We start from the raw sequence: 18,194 nt of genomic DNA, 5'->3' as shown, positions 1-18,194 counted from the left end.
AGAATTGTTTTCTCAATAGGTAGGATAATCGATGATTAACAAGTTTAGTTGACAGAATTGCATAATTTTTCTTGTTTTAGTATCAAATTTTTCGTAACGGTTGATGTTAAAATTATTAATGAATAAAAAAGATCGTAAAAGGAGCCTACCTATAATTACTATTCAGGTGTTGTAAATTCATGGTAAAACTAGGAATAGTTCAAACATCATCATGCAAAACAAACAAGGAAGGGATTTTGAGAATCTCCAAGATTTTAAAAAATTTAGGACAAAAAGAGACAGATATTGTGTGCCTACCAGAACAATGGCTAAAACAAAATGAGATCGTTTCGTTGGATGATGAATTTTCAGATTTTAAAAAAATTGCAAAAGATTATTCCATGACTATCATTCCAGGGGCATTTTATGAGTCTGTAAAAAACACAAAAACTATTGTTTCGCCAATTATTGGGCCTGAGGGAGAAATTATTGGGAAGCAAGAGAAAATACATCCTTTTGACTATGAACGAGAGATTATCAAGCCTGGAAATGAGGCTAAAATCTTCAACACAGCCTGTAAATTTGGAGTGATAATTTGTTATGACATGGTTTTTCCAAATGTTGCAAACACACTTGTAAAAAAAGGAGCCCAAGTCCTATTCTCACCAAGCAGAATTGTTAGGAGAGGCATCACTCCATGGCAAATGTATGTACAGGTCAGAGCACTTGAGAATCGAATTCCAATTCTAGCAGCAAATGTAGAAAATCAAAGATTTGGAGGCAATAGTATCATCATAGATTTGAAGGAAAATAACAAAATAGTAACAACAAAAATGTCTAAAATTCAAGGTGAATGTGGCATTACTAAAGAATTCAATTTAGTAAAGTACGAGAAAAGTAGAAAAACTAGATTTAGTGACGCAAAAAAGTTTCAGTAATTATTCGCCAGCAACAAATTTTTCGCAAGCAATTTTTGCAGCAACATCAGATGTTTGCTCTATTGGATGTTTCATCAAATAAGCACTAGCTGGTTTTATTGGACCGCCCACTCCCCTATCAAGGGCAATTTTTGCTAATCGTACAGCATCAATTACAATGCCAGCAGAGTTTGCTTTATCGTCAACCTCCAAACGAACTTCCATGTTATATGGAATGTTTGCCCATTGACGACCTTCTATTCTCATGAACATGAGTTTTGTATTTCCTAAAAATGGAATAAAATCAGAAGGGCCGACATAGATTTGATCATCATCAAGTCTCTCATCAAGTTGACTTTGAACACTTTCCGTTTTAGAAATTTTCTTTGAAACCAATCTATCTTGTTCTTTCATATTTAGAAAGTCAGTATTACCACCAACGTTGATTTGGTAAGTTTTTTCAATTTTTGTACCTCTATCGTTACATAATTTTGCTAAGGTTCTATGAACAATTGTAGCTCCTACTTGTCCTTTAATATCATCACCTATACAAGGAATATTTTTTTCTTCAAATTTCTTTGCCCATTTTTCATCAGATGCAATAAAGGAAGGAATACAGTTTACAAATGCAGTATTAGTATCAAGACAAATTTGAGCCCAAAACTCTGTAACTTTATCAGAGCCTACAGGTAAATAAGATACAAGAATTTCAGCACCAGTATCTTTTAGAACTTTTTTAACTTCTTCAGCGATTTCTTCTGTTGTTTTAGTACTTTGAATAGGCTTGACTCTATTTTCAACCCACAGCCCTACCCCATCTAACACAGGGCTTTCATAGACTTTGGCATCAGTTTTTGGCATTGTTTCTTTAGGAACCCAATCAACCATGTTTGGATATTCATAGATTGCTTCCATTAGCGGCTTACCGACTTTATTTTCGCCAACATCAAATCCACAAACAAAATCAATGTCATGAATTCCATAACCAGCTAATTTTTCATGAATAATTCCAATAACTTGTTGAGAAGGATTTTGTCTATAGTATTCAATTCCTTGAATCAAACCAGAAAAACAATTTCCAATCCCTACCAACCCAACTTTAATTCGGTCTACCATTCGAAATTTGGTGTTATTAGGCGGGTTTAAAGTTTTCTTAGTACTTAAAAAAATTATTGAGATTAAGGCAGAATTTTATACATGACATCCACGATGAAAATTTATGATAGAACCAGGTCGTCCTGTCAAGGATATAGAAATTGATGCTAACACATCAATTGAAAAAATTTTTGATGAATTGTCTCAATCAGGAGGGTTTGAGTCAGTAAATCTATCTGACGGATTGGAAATTTTATCAGAAATGATTTCTGATAAAGAATGCCTCAAATTTGTATCATTTGTTGGTGCAGTGGTATCTACAGGGCTACGTGGAATTATAAAAAATATGATTAAAAACAAGTGGTTTGATGTTGTAATTACTACATGTGGTGCGCTAGACCATGACATTGCAAGACATTTTTCAAAGTACAAAGAAGGATCCTTTACAATGGATGATATGGAATTAGCTGATCAAAACATTCACAGATTAGGGAATATACTTGTTCCCATGGATAGTTACGGTCCATTAATTGAAGAAAAGATGCAGTCATTTTTAGAAGAAGAATATCAAAATGGAGTTAAAGAGATGACAACTGCAGAAATATGCAAGATGATTGGAAAGCATCTAGGAGAAGATTCATTTCTTTTTTGGGCATACAAAAACAATGTCAATGTAATAGTTCCAGGAATAATGGATGGTGCGGTAGGAAGTCAGATTTGGTTATTCTCGCAAAAACACAGTGATTTTAAACTAAACATGACTGGTGATGCTAATTTATTATCAGGATTAATTTTCAAAGCAGAAAAATCAGGAGCTTTTATGATTGGTGGGGGAATTTCAAAACATCACACATTATGGTGGAATCAGTACAGAGAAGGATTGGATTATGCATTTTACATCACCACGGCACAAGAATTTGATGGAAGTTTGAGTGGTGCTCTAGTAAGAGAAGCAATATCATGGGGTAAAGTCACACAGAAAGCTAAACAAGCAACACTTCATGCAGAAGTTACCACGATATTGCCATTTATTTATGCAGGTTTACTTTCAAAATTAAAAATAGATTAGAAATTAGATAAAAGCTATTATTCAGTAGATGTAAAAATAATTCATTGCTACCTAGAATAAGAATCAGAGAAATTAAACCAGTGAATTTAGAAGGAGGATATCTAATCGATGGATTTCCATCAGTTGGGTTTAGCAGTGCAATTGCTTCTGAATCGATGATTCACACATCAAATTTTGATGTAGCTGCAGTAATTGATTCGGATTTTTTCCCTCCCATTAGCATTGTTAAAAATGGAATGCCAAGTTATCCTACAAGGATTTTTGTGAATAATGATTTGAAAGTCGGAGTATTTCTGTCATATCTTACGCTAGATCAATCATTTCATAGAATTGCAGCTAAAACAATGTTAAAGTGGGCAACTAAACACAAAATAGGATTAATTCTAAGCAGTGTTGCAATAAAATCAAAAGATGGGGATGGAGAAATGATAGGTGTTGGAAACACTGACTCTGCAAGAAAAAAAATCAAAGATGCAGGATTAAAGGTACTAGAACATGGAACTATTCCAGGCATACCTGGAATTTTATTAAATGAAGGAATCATGACAGGACAGGATGTAATAGTGATTATTTTTCACACTAGCGGTAGTGGACCTGATTTCAAATCAAGTGCAGATCTTTGTAATGCAATGTCTAAATTAATTCCAGGGGCATCATGCAATATTTCAGCATTACAAAGTGAAGCAGAGAAAGCTGAACTAATCATGAAGGCAACTCAAGTGGAAGCAGGGAATCTCAAAGATTCAATGTACATGTAAATTATTTCAATCAAGTTTATTTCATAACCAAAATCATTAATTAATTATGGAACAAATATTTCAATTTGCATTAACAGTTATAGTAATTTCTGCTTCGGGAGTAATGGCTCCAGGTCCATTATTTGCAGCAAATGTATCATACGGATTACGTGGAGGAACTAAAACAGGACTCAAAATGGCAATTGGACATACAGTTGTAGAGTTGCCATTAGTAATATTGTTAGGGATAGGAGTATTTTCTTTAGAAAATTTTACCATTGGAAATAATTTTAGAGACTTAATTTCAATTTTTGGAGCAATAGCACTTTTTGTATTTGCATTTCTTCAAATTAAAACAATATTTAAAAAAGATAAATCGTTTTTTTCAGAATCAAAAAGAGACCCCATCATAGTTGGAATTGCACTTAGTGCATTAAATCCATTTTTTATAATGTGGTGGCTTACAATTGGATTCAAATTAATATCAGATGCAATGCTTATTTGGGCATTTGCTGGAATTTTTATTTTGTTTGTTTTACATATTTGGATGGACTTTGTTTGGTTAGGGACAGTTTCATATTTGGCATCTAAAAGTAGAAAAATTATTTCAAATAAAAATTATAAAATATTGATGGTTGGGCTTAGCATAATGTTAGTTTATTTTGGAATCACATACTTAGAAGATGTTTTTTCTTCATCCACAATCTAAAATTTCAATCTCAGGTTCACAAGTATCATTAAATAAATCAATTTTTTCAATAATCTCTTCACAAAAATTTGGATCTAATGATTTTTCATACAATGAAATTTCATTAATTATTAACATATGTTCAACACCACATGAATATCCACTAAAACCAACAAAAATACCGACAAAAAATATTCCAATTGCAATTAAAATAAAATAACTTAATTTAGTTTTTTGAAATGTCAATTTCCATTGTAGAGACATTTCTTTGTTTTCCATCTTGAGATGTAAGAGAATCTGATGAAATTCTTACATCACTGATTACATATCCAACAGAATCCATTCTTTTAACAATCATTTGTGAAACATCCACAGCTTGAGTAATTCTTTTTCCACGTGCTTTGATGGTAACAGTTGGTTGTGTAGATAGTTGAGTTAATGTTGCTGAGACATAAGTCATTATAGGTTTGGTACCGACAAAGATTACATCACGTTCTTCTGTAGAATGTGGTGAATCAGAAAAATATTTTGCTTTATCATATTGAGATTTTGTAGATTCTTCAGTGCTTTCTGGTTCAGGTGCATCTAATTGTGGTTCTGGTTCAGGTGCATCTAATTGTGGTTCTGGTTCAGGTGCATCTAATTGTGGTTCTGGTTCAGGTGCATCTAATTGTGGTTCTGGTTCAGGTGCATCTAATTGTGGTTCTGGTTGAGACTCTGATTTTTTTCTAGAATCAAATTCTGATAAAATATCTTCTGCATCTTTTGATTTTTTAGAGTCGCTCAATTTTGAATTCCTATTACAACAAAATTTTCTTTCGCTTTTATTTAATTTTTGAGGTTCTGAGATTTGAGATAGTCATCAAATAATTTTTCAAGATCGACTTCATTATTACAAATTCGAATTTTATCTACTAGTTCTTTTTCCTCAATTTCGTAACAATTCAAGACGTCCTGAGAATCTTTGAAAATCAATATGGCTTTTTCTTTAAAAATACAATGATAGAGTTTTTCTTTTTCCATTTTTTCAGGTTTCAAATTAATACCCTTATCATCTACTGAAACTGGATAATCCACAAGATAGGTTATACTACTCAATATTTAGATGAATACGTAAAATAGTAATAAGCAAAAATGCTTTGATCAGTGTTGGAATCAAGAGTGATTTTCCACATAGATTTTGATTATTTTTTTGCACAATGTGAAGAAATTAGAAATCCAGAATTAAAATCAAAACCAGTATGTGTTTGTGTGTATTCTGATAGAGGAGGAGATAGTGGAGCAATTGCTACAGCAAATTATACTGCTAGAAAGTACGGTGTTAAATCAGGAATGCCAATTGCTTTTGCCAAAAAAAGACTAGAAGAAAGAAACGATGCGGTGTTTTTGCCAGTAGATTTTGATTACTATATTGAAATTTCGGATAAAGCTATGCAGGTCATGAAAGACTTTGCAGATATTTTTGAATATGTTGGAAAAGATGAGGCTTACTTGGATGTTACAAAAAGAATTGACAGTAATTTTGATAAAGCTATGCATTTAGCACAGCAAATAAAAAATTCTATCAGAGACAAAGTAAAACTTAGTTGTTCAATTGGAATTTCTCCAAATAAATTAATTTCAAAAATTGCTTCAGATTATAAAAAACCAGACGGTCTCACAGTTGTACCACCAAACAAGATTGAAGTTTTTTTAGATGCATTACCAATTAGAACTATTCCTGGAATTGGAAAGAAAACAGAACAGAAGTTTTCAGAAATGAAATTAGAGACTATCGAGGATTTAAAAAAGTTGGATGTTTTTACTCTGCATAAGGAATTTGGTAGAAAAAGTGGCACCTATATTTACAATGCAGTCAGAGGAACAGATTACGAACCAGTAAAGGAGAGAGAACCAAGTATTCAATTTAGCAAAATTACTACACTAAAAAAAGATTCAAAAGACTATGATTTTCTACTAGAAAATTTAATTGAGTTATGTAAGGAAGTTCATGATGTTGTTATTAAAAATAATAAAACTTTCAAATCAATAGGAATTCATTTTGTTCAATCAGATTTATCAAATAAATCAAAATCAAGAATGCTTAGAAATCCTACTTCCAATTATGAGGAATTGCAAAAAAATGCAGTCCAGTTACTAAAAGAAGCATTAGAAAATCAAACCATTACAATCAGAAGATTAGGAGTAAAAGTGGCCGAACTTTCAGAAATTCAAGGTCAAAGAGATATTACAAGTTTTTTCTAAGTTTGTTTTTGAGATTCAATTTTCTTGAGTCTTCGGGATTCAATCAAAATGACTACCAAAATAAAGGCAAATAACCATGGCAAAAACATTATCTCGCCTGCAATTTTATGATATTCCTCCCACGCGACAGGATCTGTTGTTACTTTGAGAGCATACCAAGATAATGAAAAAATTCTGATTAGATTTACAGTAATTGTTCCAATAATACCTAAAATAAAATAAATGATTTTTCGGTTTCTAGGGATGTTCATTTTCAACATAAATGCCCCAATTACTAAAGAGAAGATTATGATGCTATGAACGCCTGCAGATGGCCAGAAAACTTGCAGAGCTATTGACCCATGATCACCTCTCAAGAACATTACATTATCTCTTGCAACTGCAGTTCCAAGATCCAACATGGTAATTATTCCAACATTTGCTTGAACAAAATAGGGTACAATGTATTGAAGAGGTCCCAAAGTATCATATGGGAAAAACGCATCTAGTGATAAAATAATTGCAGTACCAGTTAGAAAGATAGGACCTGCAGGTGCAATTCGAATCCAACGTTTTCCAAAAAATATAGTCAAAGTTGCTACTGTAAAAATAGCCATGACTATAAAATCCCACATCCATGTCCACGAAAAAATTAATTGGACATCAAAAGATTCTGCAGATGCAATAATGTATTCTCGTAAACCGTACTCTAGTGAAATAAGATATGCAATTGTTGCTATTGCCATTGGTATTACCGATAAGAGCCGTTTTTTTGAAATAACAATTTTCAGACCGATTAATTCAGCAATGATAAAAACTAGTGCAAAGAAATATCCTCCTCGCCCTTCATTCCAACTCCACGCAATAGAATCAGGAAATGCAATCATTGAAAATAGTATAGGACTAGATATTATCAAAATTCCAAATATCAAATTCCAATTTTTCATTTGATTTAACCAGAAATATGGCAAATAAATAGGTCGACTTTAGAATTTTTAAAACATACCATTTGTGGGCATCATGCAAAATTAAGTCTAATCTTCAGAGTTTTCATGATCATCATCATCTGGATCTCTTCTACTAGGTCTTATTGGCACATAGATGTAAGTCACAAGAACATTTCAAAAAGGTTCCTGATACATTCCAAGGTTGTAAAAGTTTGCCCTTTTAGTGTATAATTTATACAAAAAATTAATCAGGCATCATTTTTTCGTTAAGAAAATCATCGAATCAGCATCTTTCTATTAATTGATTTATTTTCAAGTGGTTTGAATTTTTTGAAATAAATGAAAATTACAAAAATAATACATGATATTTAAGATCATTAGAAAATCTTATCACCTAGAATGATTTCTTTTAATTATGGAAATTCAAGAAGCTGTTGAAAAAGTTTTGAAGGTAAGCCCATCTGTCAGAGTTGTCAGTGTGTGCGATCTAAAAGGCAAATTGGTATTTTCAGCACGTTCAAAGAAAGTCAATCTTTTGGTGTCAAAAAAACAGAGTTTGGCATCACTGAAGGCTGCTGCAAAAGATTGGAGCTTAAGAAAAAAGCTTCTAAAATCTCTTGGACCATGCAAATATGTAGTGGCAGAATATGATAAGGTAAAACGCATAGTTATTCCAGCAGGAAAAAATCATATTTTGTATGTCACTACTACTGCATCATTAGATCATAACAAAGTAGTAAGAAAGGTTCGTTCTTTCAAGTGAGCAAACCTCTTTTATTTTTTCTACAATTAATATCATCATCAAGTTTGTTTTAAAAAAGTTTGATGAGGTATACTCAACATCTATTTACTTAATTTTCTTTTTCCAGTACCTCGTCCAGAACTAACCCACAAACCTTTTGTGGATTTGGTTGGTGTACTTTGAATATCACCAAATTTTATTTTGCTTGTTCCGCGACCTACTGTGATATACTTGTCTTTGGATGCTGCCTTTCTGGCATCTTGTTCTTTTTTGAATTCTTCTCCTTGCCATTTTCCATCTTCACTGTCAACTTCAATATACCCAGTACCTCTTGCGTTTCTTACTCTTATTTTTGCCATTTAATCACTTTTAGTTACAAATTCTCATTAATAAAATTTTGAAAGAGATCAATTTTTGCAAAGATCTAAAAATTATAGCAAATTTTTCTAATTTATTCCTAAAAAAGTAAGATTCTCTGCCTAGGCACTAGAATTTAATTTGCACTCAATCTTGAGGGATTTAATTGTGGTAAAATAGGTAATTGTCAAGATAACTATTGCAACAATACGAATGGGGATTTCATAATTTGTTAGAAATGCAGTTGCTGTGGCACCGACAGAGCCAAAAGTCGATATAACTGCAAATCCAATAGGGCCACAACTGCATGCACCAGCAGCTGCACCAATAATAGATCCAAATATACCGCCACTCATTTTATGTTTAGAGTTTTTCAGCATATTAATTCTAAATATATTCATTGGAATCACCAAAGAAGAAAGAGCAGAAAGAATAACAATTAAGAAAAATCCCAATTCAGTTCCTGATGGAATGTGGCCTACAAAATAAGGTTCTAAAAAGATGTATTCTGAAATAATTAGCAGCCCAATAACCATAATTGTAAAAATGCTTATTGCCAAAACAAGGTATTGGATGTTAGAAAATACTAGTTTTATTGCTTCATTCATTTAGATCATTTGATCCAATATTTGCTTAAACACAGAGAATGGTTGTGCACCACCAATCTGTTGTTGTCCATTTGGACCAACAATAAAGAAGCCAGGGGTTCCTTGGACACCATGTTCCCTTGCTTGTTGAATATTATATTGAACTCTTTTTGTATATTTTCCAGAATCCAGACAACTCTCAAACAGATCCATATTAAGACCTAGACTAAATGCAAATGCCTTTAGTCGTTCAGAGTTTGCCCAACCATTATCAATTTTTGATTCTTGAGAATTGTATAACATATCATGATAATCCCAATACATGCCCTGATCTTCAGCACAGTAAGAAGCTTGAGCTGCAATTGGAGAATCTCTTCCCAAAAATGCAAGATCTACGAAAACAAGATTGGCTTTTCCAGTTTCAATATAATCACGAGTTATTGAAGGTTTTGTATTATGATACCAATTATAGCATTGATGGCATTGATAATCTCCAAATTCAACAATAGTAATAGGAGCTGAAGGATCGCCTAGAATCGGAGAACCCATTGCAGTAGAAATTGTTCCATGGCTCCTACCCATATCCAAATTAACAGTTTCAGTAGAGGCTGACAATGAGGCAACCACACCAATAATAATTGCAATTACAACGACGCCAATAGTTAGAGGTAATTTTTTCAATAATAAAACTTGAAAAAGCAGTTAAAAAAACTTATTCCAAATTCCTAGAAGATTTTCGTTTAAACAAACTTGTAAATTTAGAAATGACAGTATCAATAGGACATACTTCACAAGTTATGTTAGATGAATGGCTTTGAAGATGCTTTTCAAATTTTGATCTTGATTCTAAGACAATATTACATTTTTCACAATAGACTTTTGTTACTTTGTGTTTAGATGATTTTTCCACAAATCACATGTATTACTTGTACTTATAAAGATCCTGTCTAAAATTCATTTTTTAAAATATCAGTATATGTTCAAAGATAATGAATTCTCATATGAGTATTAAGTTCCACTTGGTATCTTGTAACAAATCCACAATGAGTACATGAAAACATCTCATCTTGAGGAGTGGATTCTCTTTCAATTATTTTACCAGAAATAGATTTGATAGTGATCATATCATTGTTTGAAATTACGGCAAAATTATGAATCTCTCCAATGGAATCAAGAAATTCTTTGATCGCAGAAATCACTGTTGTATTATCAACTTTTTGATCATCCTCAAATGCAGATAAAGTAAATTGATGATGTTTCAGCGTAGGAATTGCTGCAACTTGATCAGCGACATAAACTAGTAATTCATTTTGAATTGATGTTACATCTTTGCAATCTATGGTGAGCATAAGGTTTTGAGACTAAATCATTATTTTAGTCTAACATAATTGAAAATGATTATTATTGTTAAATGGTGAACTTTGACATATGCGGGATTCTGAAACATTTGGAGTTGAAAAGGGGCATGGGGAAGAAGTGATCACATGGCTAAATGAGCAATCAAAAAAACTAGGCATGAAATTGGAAGCTAGACTATATGGTTATGCTATTTCTACAAAAAATTTTGGGGACTTTGAGATGTTCTCATGGATTGGAGATGTTCAGATGGCAAGAAAGATGATTATCAAAGCAAGTAAACGTTTCAAGATTAAAGTAATAGAAGGAGGTTACAAACCAAAAGAAAAAGTATTCAGAATGAAAAAATTTGATTTTGCAAAAGTAAAGAGAGGGGAGAAAACAATTGGGCAAATAGAATTTGTATCTTCAAGATTTGGTAGTCAATGGGAAATTCAAGATGAGGAACGCCATTAATATAAAATCAATTTGAGAGGAATGATGTAATGAAAGTTGGAATAATTGGACTTGGAATGCTTGGAAATGCAGTTGCATTGAATTTACTTGATGAAGGTTTTGAATTGACAGTTTACAATAGAACAAAGGAAAAGACATTACAAGTTGGAAAAAAAGGTGCAAAGGTTGTATCAACACCAAAAGAGGTCGCTGAATGTTCAGACATAGTAATTACAATTGTCAAAGATGCAGATGCAGTAAAGAGAGTATCTTTTGAAAAAGATGGTATTGTTGAAGGGAAAAATCAAAAAACCATTGTTGCAGACATGAGTACAATTTCTCCAAACGAGTCTAATGACATTTCAAATAATTTTAAAAAACACGGAGTTTCTAAATTAGATATTCCTGTGATGGGCGGACCTAACGTTGCAATTTCAGGAGACTTGGTAATGATGGCATCGGGAGATAAAGAATCATTCGAAATATGTAGAAATCTATTTGAAAAGATTGCAAATAAGGTATTCTTTCTAGGAGAAAACGGAGTTGCAAACACAGTAAAACTTGCAATGAATTTTCAAATCACCATGTTAGCTTTGTCATTAGCAGAAGGGATTACCTTGGTGAAAAAGGCAAATGTAGATCCAAGAATTTTCCTTGAAATTCTAAACTCTACTTATTTTAAAACAGGCATGAGTGAGAAAAAGGCTTACAAGATGATTGAGGGAAAATACGAGACCACGTTTACTCTATCAAATCTAAAAAAAGACATCACAACTATGACCAACACTGCAAAATCTTTGGGGATTGAATTACCAATGTTAAGAAGTGCAGAAGAGGTTTACGAGAATGCCATTAAGGAAGGATTTGGAGATATCGATTATACAGGGATCATTGAATATATCAAAAAAATCAACAAAACAAATTAAAAATAATTTTACGAATGAAATTCAACAAAAATTCTATAAGCTATGATAATTATATCAAAATATGCGATTAAATGATAAAGTAGCTATTGTTACTGGCGCATCAAGTGACATTGGAAAAGGAATTGCTAAAAGATTTGTTGAAGAAGGTGCAAAGGTGGTTCTCATTGCAAGAAATTTGGAAGTTTTAGAGAAAACCAGAAAAGAGATAGGAAATGAGGAGTCTACAGTTTCAATATCATGTGATCTTACAAATGAATCACAAGTATCACAAACAGTAAACCAAATCATGGACACATATGGAAAAATCGATATTCTAGTAAATAATGCAGGTGCAATTAATGATCCTGTCCATTTTCATAATATGCAAGATTCAGAGATAAAGAAATTAATCGATATTAACCTATTCGGAGTTTTTCACATGACAAAAGCAGTACTTACAAAAATGTCTGATGTAAAAAATGGTGCGATTGTAAATATAGGTTCAATATCAAGCGAAAGAGCAATTCCAAGAGTTCACTTGGCAGTATATTCAGCAACCAAAGCTGCAATCTCAATGTTTACAAAATCAATTGCAGTTGAATATGCAAGAAAAAATATCAGATGCAATTGTGTTAATCCAGGAATTATTAATTCAGGAATGATCAAACCATATCTAGATGATCCTCAAGCAAGAAAAGTGCTAGAAGAAAGATTACCTCTTGCAAGAATAGGAGAGCCTGTTGATGTAGCAAATGCGGCACTTTACTTAGCTTCTGATGAAGCTAATTGGGTAACGGGAACCATACTAAATGTAGACGGCGGTAAAACAGCTTCAGAAGGATAATCCTTTCTGAAGTAAAGTTTTTGCAAGTAATTTTGATACACGAATTGGTTCAGGTATAGAACCATACAATGTCAAATTGTTTAAAAGATGTTTAACTTCATTTAAAGTACAACCTTCTTTCCTAACATACAACAGATGAGAATTATCTAAAAGAATTTTTTCACGTTTTCCAAGGTTTCTATAAGCAATTATTTTTGATTCATAAGAATTTGGAAAGTGGTGTTTTATTGCATCTTCTAATCCATGTGAGTCATTAAAAGATATTCCAATAATAGGAAGTTGTAGAGTGTCTGCTAATTTTTTTATGTTAATGACATTATACATTGAAACTATCAATCCAGATATCAAAACATAGCTAATGTCAGATCTTTTGAGATCATAGAACATTTTCAAAATTACATCCGTTGCATCATCACCTTCTAATGTAGAACTTCCAAAAACAAATCCATCGATTAAAAAATCCCTTCTCATTACAACTCCTGAAAAAATTGATTTTTTTGAATTTTCTTTAAAACTTTCAGCAATGACTAAACCGCGCAATCCTTTTTTTTCAAGATGAAGAGATCTCATGGTTCTTTTTCCTCAAGTATGCACGGTAGGTTATTCCTGAGACAATCATTATGATTGCAGTTATTCCAGACCAGATTAAAAAAGATGAGACTTCAGATTCATCCATGAAAAATAATGAATTATTCAACATCTAAAGTTTGGGTTTAATTCATTTGAAAATAACGTATTTTTAGTTTGAAACATCTAAATAGATTTGATACAAACCGGAATTATGCCTGAAATTATATGTCCAGACTGCGGAAAACGTCTATTTCATGAAAATGAGGTCACCTTAAAGATAGAGGAAACAATTCATTCAAAGTTTTGTAGGAAAAAAGAAGGAGAAACACATAGTTTTATGCATAGAGACCCAGCACATATGGAAACATTTGATTCAGAAAGAGAGAACGATACAACAGGTAATCCAGTATTAAAAAAATAACCAATCCACTTCCTCAAAATTATATCCTAGATAATTTTCATTTTAATTGAAATGAATGCTAAATACAATTATGATTTAGTAATAGTAGGCGGAGGGCCTGCAGGTTCATCAGCAGCATATGCTGCAGCCAAAAGTGGAATCAAAGTGGCATTATTAGAAAAAGAAAACTCAATTGCTGAAACTGTAAGAACCAGTGGCGTTACATGGATTCAGAGTATCAAGGAGTTTGGCATTCCAGATGATTGTTATAATCCAATTAGGAATTTTTCCTTTTGTTCACCGAATAATGAAGTCACAATAAATGATTCAATTGCAAGAGCTGCAGTTTTAGATGTTAGAAAAACTTACAGATGGTTAGCAGAACAGGCTAAAAAAGAAGGAACTGAAATTTTTCTCAAGGTAAATATCAATGATGTAATAAAAAATGATCAAGGAGATATTGTAGGAGTTAGTGGAACATCACCTGAAGGAAAAGTAGATTTTTACTCCAAAGTAGTAATCGATGCAAGTGGATTCCCATCCATTGTTTGTAAATCTATGGGATTTGCAACTCAATGGGAAAGATTTGGTGCAGGTGCGGAATACGAAGCCAAGGTGGAAAATGTAGATTCTGATACTTGGTGGTTAATGGTGGGACAAGAATATTCTCCTGCAGGATATGCATGGATATTTCCACTAGGCAATAACGTTGTAAGAGTTGGGGTTGGTGTTGGAAAACCAGAATCAAATGTAGATCCTACACAGAGACTAAAAGAAATTATTGAGAAAAAATTAGGCCCAATAAAAAAACTGGGAGATATCACGCCAATAGAATTTCATTATGGATTAATACCAAATGACGGACTATCAAGAAAAACAGTTTTTAACAATTTGATGTTGGTTGGAGATTCTGCAGGACAAGCAAATCCATTAGTTTTAGAAGGAATTAGATATGCAATTAGATTTGGAAGAATCGCAGGTAAAGTTGCATCAAAAGCAATAAAAAATAACAACACAGATGAAAAATCTCTTTATCCATACGAAGATTATTGGAGAAAAGAGATAGAATCCAAAATAAATTCGGCAGGCAAAGTTCAAAACAGATGGATTGGGTTATCAGATAAAGAGTGGGATAAGGAATTAGACATAATCAAAGAACTAAAGCCAGAAGAATTTCTTGATTTTATAAAAGCAGATTTTGGATTATCAAACATGTTAAAACTTGCAACACATCATCCCAAGCTTGCAGTTAGACAGTTGTTTAATCTAGTGAAAGGAAAGTAGTATAATTAAACGAATCAGAATTTTAAGAAAATACTAGTTTACAATAAAAAAGTCAGTCACGACAACATCATGGTATTGTAATTGCACGACATATACACCTGAATCAAATGAACGAGATAGAACTTCATTGAATAATCCAGAAGAATTATCCTTTAGTGCAATTTCTTCTACATGTTCACCTTTTTGATTAAAAACATCAACAAATAGATCTTCTCTAAACGCAATGGTCTTTTGAACGGCTCCAGATAATAACAATTTATCATCATCATAATTTGCTTCAATAACTCCAACACGAGAACGAATTGGAAGGTATCTATCAATTAGATATTTTAGTTCATCAAGTTTATCATTAACATTTTCGACATTCCTATTTGCAAATCCTGCTTCAATATCATTTATCACATCTGTGAATCTAGGATTTTCATCAATATTTTCACCGCCAAATCTTTTTGCAAATGATTCAAGTTCCTCAAAGTCACGAGCTAAATCAACCATGTTCAAATTTGCTTTATCATATTTGAAATCAAATTTTTCCTCAATGTGAACAATTTGTGTAGCCTTTGAATTTTTGTATTGCAACATTACAACATATAGACCAGGATCTGTGGGTGCAATCCACTGTGTAAAAAAGTCACCTTGTTTAGTATCAGTAAATTCTAAACTACTATGTTTTGAACCATCCATGTTGTAAACAGTGACATAAAGATTCTCCCTCCTATCAAAGAGAGATTTTTCAGTTGCACCAGAAATTACCCATATATTTTTCTCAGGTGCAAAAGAAATATCATAGATGATGCTGGGATTACTCAGTACTAGATGTTCACTCAAAAATTTCCCGATTTGTGTAATTTTAGCCTCAGCATCAACAAAATTTGCAATCTCAATTAATCGATAGGCCTCATCAATCAGTCTGTTATACTCATCAACATGTTCTGAAAATTCAGCATTATAAAATGTCGATACCATATTTGAGAATCCATCTAATTTCTTGCGGAATTCGATTCGTTTTATTTCATCAGGAGTATATCCTACATCAGAACCATATGGATCCTTTGCATATGCATCAGATACCTGAGTCCATTCATCAAATAATTGCCTAACAAGATCATCAGCATCTTCTAATTCATTTTGAATTACAAGATCTCTAACTTTGTCAATTTTTTCATTAAATGTTTCTGTAAACTCTAGATAATTTGGCAAGAATCTATTTTTTGTTATGCTTAACTCAACTAGATTCTCAATTGATTTTGCTCTTTGTAAAATATCACTAGCACGTATTTTGAATGCGTCTTTATCATACGAATCAAGATCTAATTTTATTTGTGGTGCTTTCTCACTTACCCACGTTAGTAATACTTCAATTCTATCTATTCGAGTGATAGAAGGATTGCCAGATTCCATTTGTTTAGCAGTGTCAAGAATTTGAAGTGCATTATCAATCAAATACAAGTTTTGATAATCTGCTTGTAGTTCAGCTTTTTCCTTCATTGCTTGATATTGATACTCTAAAACGATCAATGGGTTACGTTTTTCTCTTAGTTCGGTCATGGATTTATCAAATTCAGAGACAATAACCAAAATCTCATCTACAGAGTTAGCATTCTTTATTCTGTCAAGTAATTCATTCCAATCAGAAACAAGACTAGAGTTAACACCAGTAGATTGTGAAATTTCTACGCTTTTGTTTATCCTATCAGAAATATCAATGACTTGAGACATGACATTGATTTCAGATTCTGCCTCTAGAATATCATCAACTGATGTTGCCAGTGCTAAATTATTTTCCAAGTCCTGCCAGTCAGGCATGATTATGTTTGCTAATTCACTATTATCAGTAGAATTAGATGAAATAAAACGTTCAACAGTATCTAGTTCTCGCAATAACAATGATGCAGAATGTAGTTTAGATACACGTGAATGAGACTCTAATAATTCCTCAATGGATTCTTTGTCCATCATAGAACTCTTCAGGGAGTCCCAATCACTTTGAACAAACCTATACAGATCACTTTGCTTTCTTGATATTACATCGAGATATCTAGACTTTGAAAGTAAATCAATTAATTGTGTAATCTCATCAGCATAAACAGGCGCAGTTCCCCTTGCAAAAATAAAACCAACCTCAGTCTTTACTTGTCTGCTCATCACAGTGTCAGATTTAGTCATCAAGTTTAGAAGAGTATCTTCTAATTCATCAAATGTTGCAGTTCTTTGAGTAATTTTTTCTGGATTTACATTTCTAATATCAACAAATGCATCAGTTAGTAAATCAATTGCTTTAGATTTGTCATCAATTTCATAATAAAATATTGCAGCAAAGATTGTTCTATCAATAGACTTTGCAATATCAAAGGATATTTCACCCTGTTCTAATAATTTCTCAACTGTATCCAATGAAGATGAAACTGCTGGTCTAATTATTGGATTAATTTCGAAGATTAATTCATCTGTGAAAAATTCATCCCAGAAAGCAACATATTCTTTTTCCAAATCATGCAAAGTATTTGCAGTAGAGTTTGTTATAGGAGATGACAAGTCAAAGGCATCATTAATAATTGATGATTGTTTTTCTAGCAACTGCTTTGCTAGAATGATTTTTTGTTCTTCAGAAATTTCAGTAAAGGAGTTACCGGAGACTTGAAAATTTGTAGTTTTAGAATTATCGCCATAGAATAATTTTATCTCATAATTTCCGGGTATTCCACAAATTCGACCTTTTAGAGGAATTGTATCAGTGATAAAATCACCATCAGGCAATGGGATAAGTTGTTGAATTTGACACATATCACCTTGGGGATTTATTATTTGCATTATCAGAAATGCATCATCTGAGACTTTAGCGACTTTTCCAAAAAGGAATAAGGGTTCACCATTATCATAAGTACCAAAATTATCAAGAATTGTAATTCTATCAGAACTTTGAGCAGAAGCATAAACAGGCATAAACAGGAGAAAGATCAGGCTAAAAACTAGCGGAATTTTCCCCATAAAGATCAAAGCCCCTGTTCATCTTTAATAAAATTTAGGCAGCTAAGATACCTAACTGCTCTTTTTTTATA

The 18,194-nt window shown here is 32.4% G+C and carries 21 protein-coding genes and 1 pseudogene; 11 read left to right on the top strand and 11 right to left on the bottom strand.

From position 1 onward, the window contains the following. Positions 1-179 precede the first annotated feature (179 nt). A complete protein-coding gene (locus tag K5790_RS01320; protein WP_297591916.1) occupies positions 180-917 on the top strand; it encodes a carbon-nitrogen hydrolase family protein in 738 nt (245 codons plus the stop codon). Here the strand turns inward: K5790_RS01320 and K5790_RS01315 are convergent, their stop codons facing one another. Continuing rightward, complete coding sequence (locus K5790_RS01315) at positions 918-2,012, bottom strand: inositol-3-phosphate synthase (RefSeq protein ID WP_297591915.1); 1,095 nt, start codon at positions 2,010-2,012, stop codon at positions 918-920. It abuts the gene before it with no gap. Between the two features lie 103 nt (positions 2,013-2,115). Between K5790_RS01315 and K5790_RS01310 the strand changes: the two genes are divergently transcribed. The 3 genes from K5790_RS01310 to K5790_RS01300 are packed head-to-tail and all read left to right on the top strand — an operon-like array spanning position 2,116 to position 4,506. Continuing rightward, on the top strand, positions 2,116-3,060 hold the full coding sequence (locus K5790_RS01310) for a deoxyhypusine synthase (RefSeq protein ID WP_297591914.1): 945 nt from the start codon (positions 2,116-2,118) through the stop codon (positions 3,058-3,060). 44 nt (positions 3,061-3,104) lie between these two features. Beyond that, positions 3,105-3,818: a PAC2 family protein gene (locus K5790_RS01305; protein ID WP_297591913.1), complete on the top strand. Its 714-nt coding sequence runs from the start codon at positions 3,105-3,107 to the stop codon at positions 3,816-3,818. Positions 3,819-3,864: 46 nt separating this feature from the next. Beyond that, on the top strand, positions 3,865-4,506 hold the full coding sequence (locus tag K5790_RS01300; protein ID WP_297591912.1) for a LysE family transporter: 642 nt from the start codon (positions 3,865-3,867) through the stop codon (positions 4,504-4,506). Here K5790_RS01300 and K5790_RS01295 read toward each other — a convergent pair. From K5790_RS01295 to K5790_RS01285, 3 genes are all read right to left on the bottom strand, one after another. Then, positions 4,492-4,731, bottom strand: coding sequence for a hypothetical protein (locus K5790_RS01295; RefSeq protein ID WP_297591911.1), 240 nt, complete (start codon positions 4,729-4,731; stop codon positions 4,492-4,494). The two genes, K5790_RS01300 and K5790_RS01295, sit on opposite strands and share 15 nt — an antisense overlap. After that, complete coding sequence (locus K5790_RS10750; RefSeq protein ID WP_367182850.1) at positions 4,712-4,969, bottom strand: DNA-binding protein; 258 nt, start codon at positions 4,967-4,969, stop codon at positions 4,712-4,714. Before K5790_RS10750 ends, K5790_RS01295 begins: the two co-directional genes overlap by 20 nt. A gap of 344 nt (positions 4,970-5,313) precedes the next feature. Continuing rightward, positions 5,314-5,562 (bottom strand): hypothetical protein, encoded by a 249-nt coding sequence (locus K5790_RS01285; RefSeq protein WP_297592960.1) that lies wholly within the window; start codon positions 5,560-5,562, stop codon positions 5,314-5,316. Positions 5,563-5,634: 72 nt separating this feature from the next. Here K5790_RS01285 and dinB point away from each other — a divergent pair, with 72 nt between their 5' ends. After that, positions 5,635-6,729 carry a DNA polymerase IV gene (gene dinB / locus K5790_RS01280; protein WP_297591909.1) on the top strand — a complete coding sequence of 365 codons (1,095 nt, stop codon included), beginning with the start codon at positions 5,635-5,637 and terminating at the stop codon, positions 6,727-6,729. Here the strand turns inward: dinB and artG are convergent. Then, complete coding sequence (gene artG / locus K5790_RS01275; RefSeq protein WP_297591908.1) at positions 6,726-7,655, bottom strand: thaumarchaeosortase; 930 nt, start codon at positions 7,653-7,655, stop codon at positions 6,726-6,728. The two genes, dinB and artG, sit on opposite strands and share 4 nt — an antisense overlap. Positions 7,656-8,070: 415 nt before the next feature. Between artG and K5790_RS01270 the strand changes: the two genes are divergently transcribed. Beyond that, positions 8,071-8,418 carry a hypothetical protein gene (locus K5790_RS01270; RefSeq protein ID WP_297591907.1) on the top strand — a complete coding sequence of 116 codons (348 nt, stop codon included), beginning with the start codon at positions 8,071-8,073 and terminating at the stop codon, positions 8,416-8,418. An 80-nt stretch (positions 8,419-8,498) separates the two neighbouring features. Here the strand turns inward: K5790_RS01270 and K5790_RS01265 are convergent, their stop codons facing one another. The 4 genes from K5790_RS01265 to K5790_RS01250 all read right to left on the bottom strand — a co-directional run bounded on the left by K5790_RS01265 (position 8,499) and on the right by K5790_RS01250 (position 10,690). Then, the gene (locus K5790_RS01265) at positions 8,499-8,756 is read right to left on the bottom strand and encodes a hypothetical protein (RefSeq protein ID WP_297591906.1); all 258 of its coding nucleotides are present in this window, start codon (positions 8,754-8,756) and stop codon (positions 8,499-8,501) included. Positions 8,757-8,876: 120 nt separating this feature from the next. Further along, a complete protein-coding gene (locus tag K5790_RS01260) occupies positions 8,877-9,362 on the bottom strand; it encodes a hypothetical protein (protein WP_297591905.1) in 486 nt (161 codons plus the stop codon). Beyond that, positions 9,363-10,022 carry a DsbA family protein gene (locus tag K5790_RS01255; protein WP_297591904.1) on the bottom strand — a complete coding sequence of 220 codons (660 nt, stop codon included), beginning with the start codon at positions 10,020-10,022 and terminating at the stop codon, positions 9,363-9,365. 299 nt (positions 10,023-10,321) lie between these two features. Further along, positions 10,322-10,690, bottom strand: a complete 369-nt coding sequence (locus K5790_RS01250) for a C2H2-type zinc finger protein (RefSeq protein ID WP_297591903.1) — start codon at positions 10,688-10,690, stop codon at positions 10,322-10,324. Between the two features lie 79 nt (positions 10,691-10,769). Between K5790_RS01250 and K5790_RS01245 the strand changes: the two genes are divergently transcribed. From K5790_RS01245 to K5790_RS01230, 3 genes and pseudogenes are all read left to right on the top strand, one after another. Then, entirely contained in the window at positions 10,770-11,153 is a 384-nt protein-coding gene (locus K5790_RS01245) for a hypothetical protein (protein WP_297591902.1), read from the top strand. 8 nt (positions 11,154-11,161) lie between these two features. After that, positions 11,162-12,058: pseudogene (locus K5790_RS10745) on the top strand (NAD(P)-dependent oxidoreductase); the annotation flags it as partial. A 61-nt stretch (positions 12,059-12,119) separates the two neighbouring features. Beyond that, positions 12,120-12,881: an SDR family NAD(P)-dependent oxidoreductase gene (locus K5790_RS01230; RefSeq protein ID WP_297591901.1), complete on the top strand. Its 762-nt coding sequence runs from the start codon at positions 12,120-12,122 to the stop codon at positions 12,879-12,881. Here the strand turns inward: K5790_RS01230 and K5790_RS01225 are convergent. Continuing rightward, positions 12,870-13,451: a DUF99 family protein gene (locus tag K5790_RS01225; protein WP_297591900.1), complete on the bottom strand. Its 582-nt coding sequence runs from the start codon at positions 13,449-13,451 to the stop codon at positions 12,870-12,872. The genes K5790_RS01230 and K5790_RS01225 overlap by 12 nt on opposite strands. Before the next feature lie 211 nt (positions 13,452-13,662). On the opposite strand from K5790_RS01225, the gene K5790_RS01220 reads away from it, so the two are divergent. Then, positions 13,663-13,872 carry a hypothetical protein gene (locus tag K5790_RS01220; protein WP_297591899.1) on the top strand — a complete coding sequence of 70 codons (210 nt, stop codon included), beginning with the start codon at positions 13,663-13,665 and terminating at the stop codon, positions 13,870-13,872. 51 nt (positions 13,873-13,923) lie between these two features. Continuing rightward, positions 13,924-15,135, top strand: a complete 1,212-nt coding sequence (locus K5790_RS01215) for an NAD(P)/FAD-dependent oxidoreductase (protein ID WP_297591898.1) — start codon at positions 13,924-13,926, stop codon at positions 15,133-15,135. A 33-nt stretch (positions 15,136-15,168) separates the two neighbouring features. On the opposite strand, the gene K5790_RS01210 is transcribed toward K5790_RS01215, so the two are convergent. Beyond that, positions 15,169-18,078 carry a hypothetical protein gene (locus tag K5790_RS01210; RefSeq protein WP_297591897.1) on the bottom strand — a complete coding sequence of 970 codons (2,910 nt, stop codon included), beginning with the start codon at positions 18,076-18,078 and terminating at the stop codon, positions 15,169-15,171. Between the last annotated feature and the right edge of the window lie 116 nt (positions 18,079-18,194).

Source organism: Nitrosopumilus sp. (assembly GCF_025698945.1).
In the GTDB taxonomy this organism is placed as follows: Archaea; Thermoproteota; Nitrososphaeria; order Nitrososphaerales; family Nitrosopumilaceae; genus Nitrosopumilus.
This window is presented reverse-complemented; position numbering and strand designations above follow the sequence as displayed.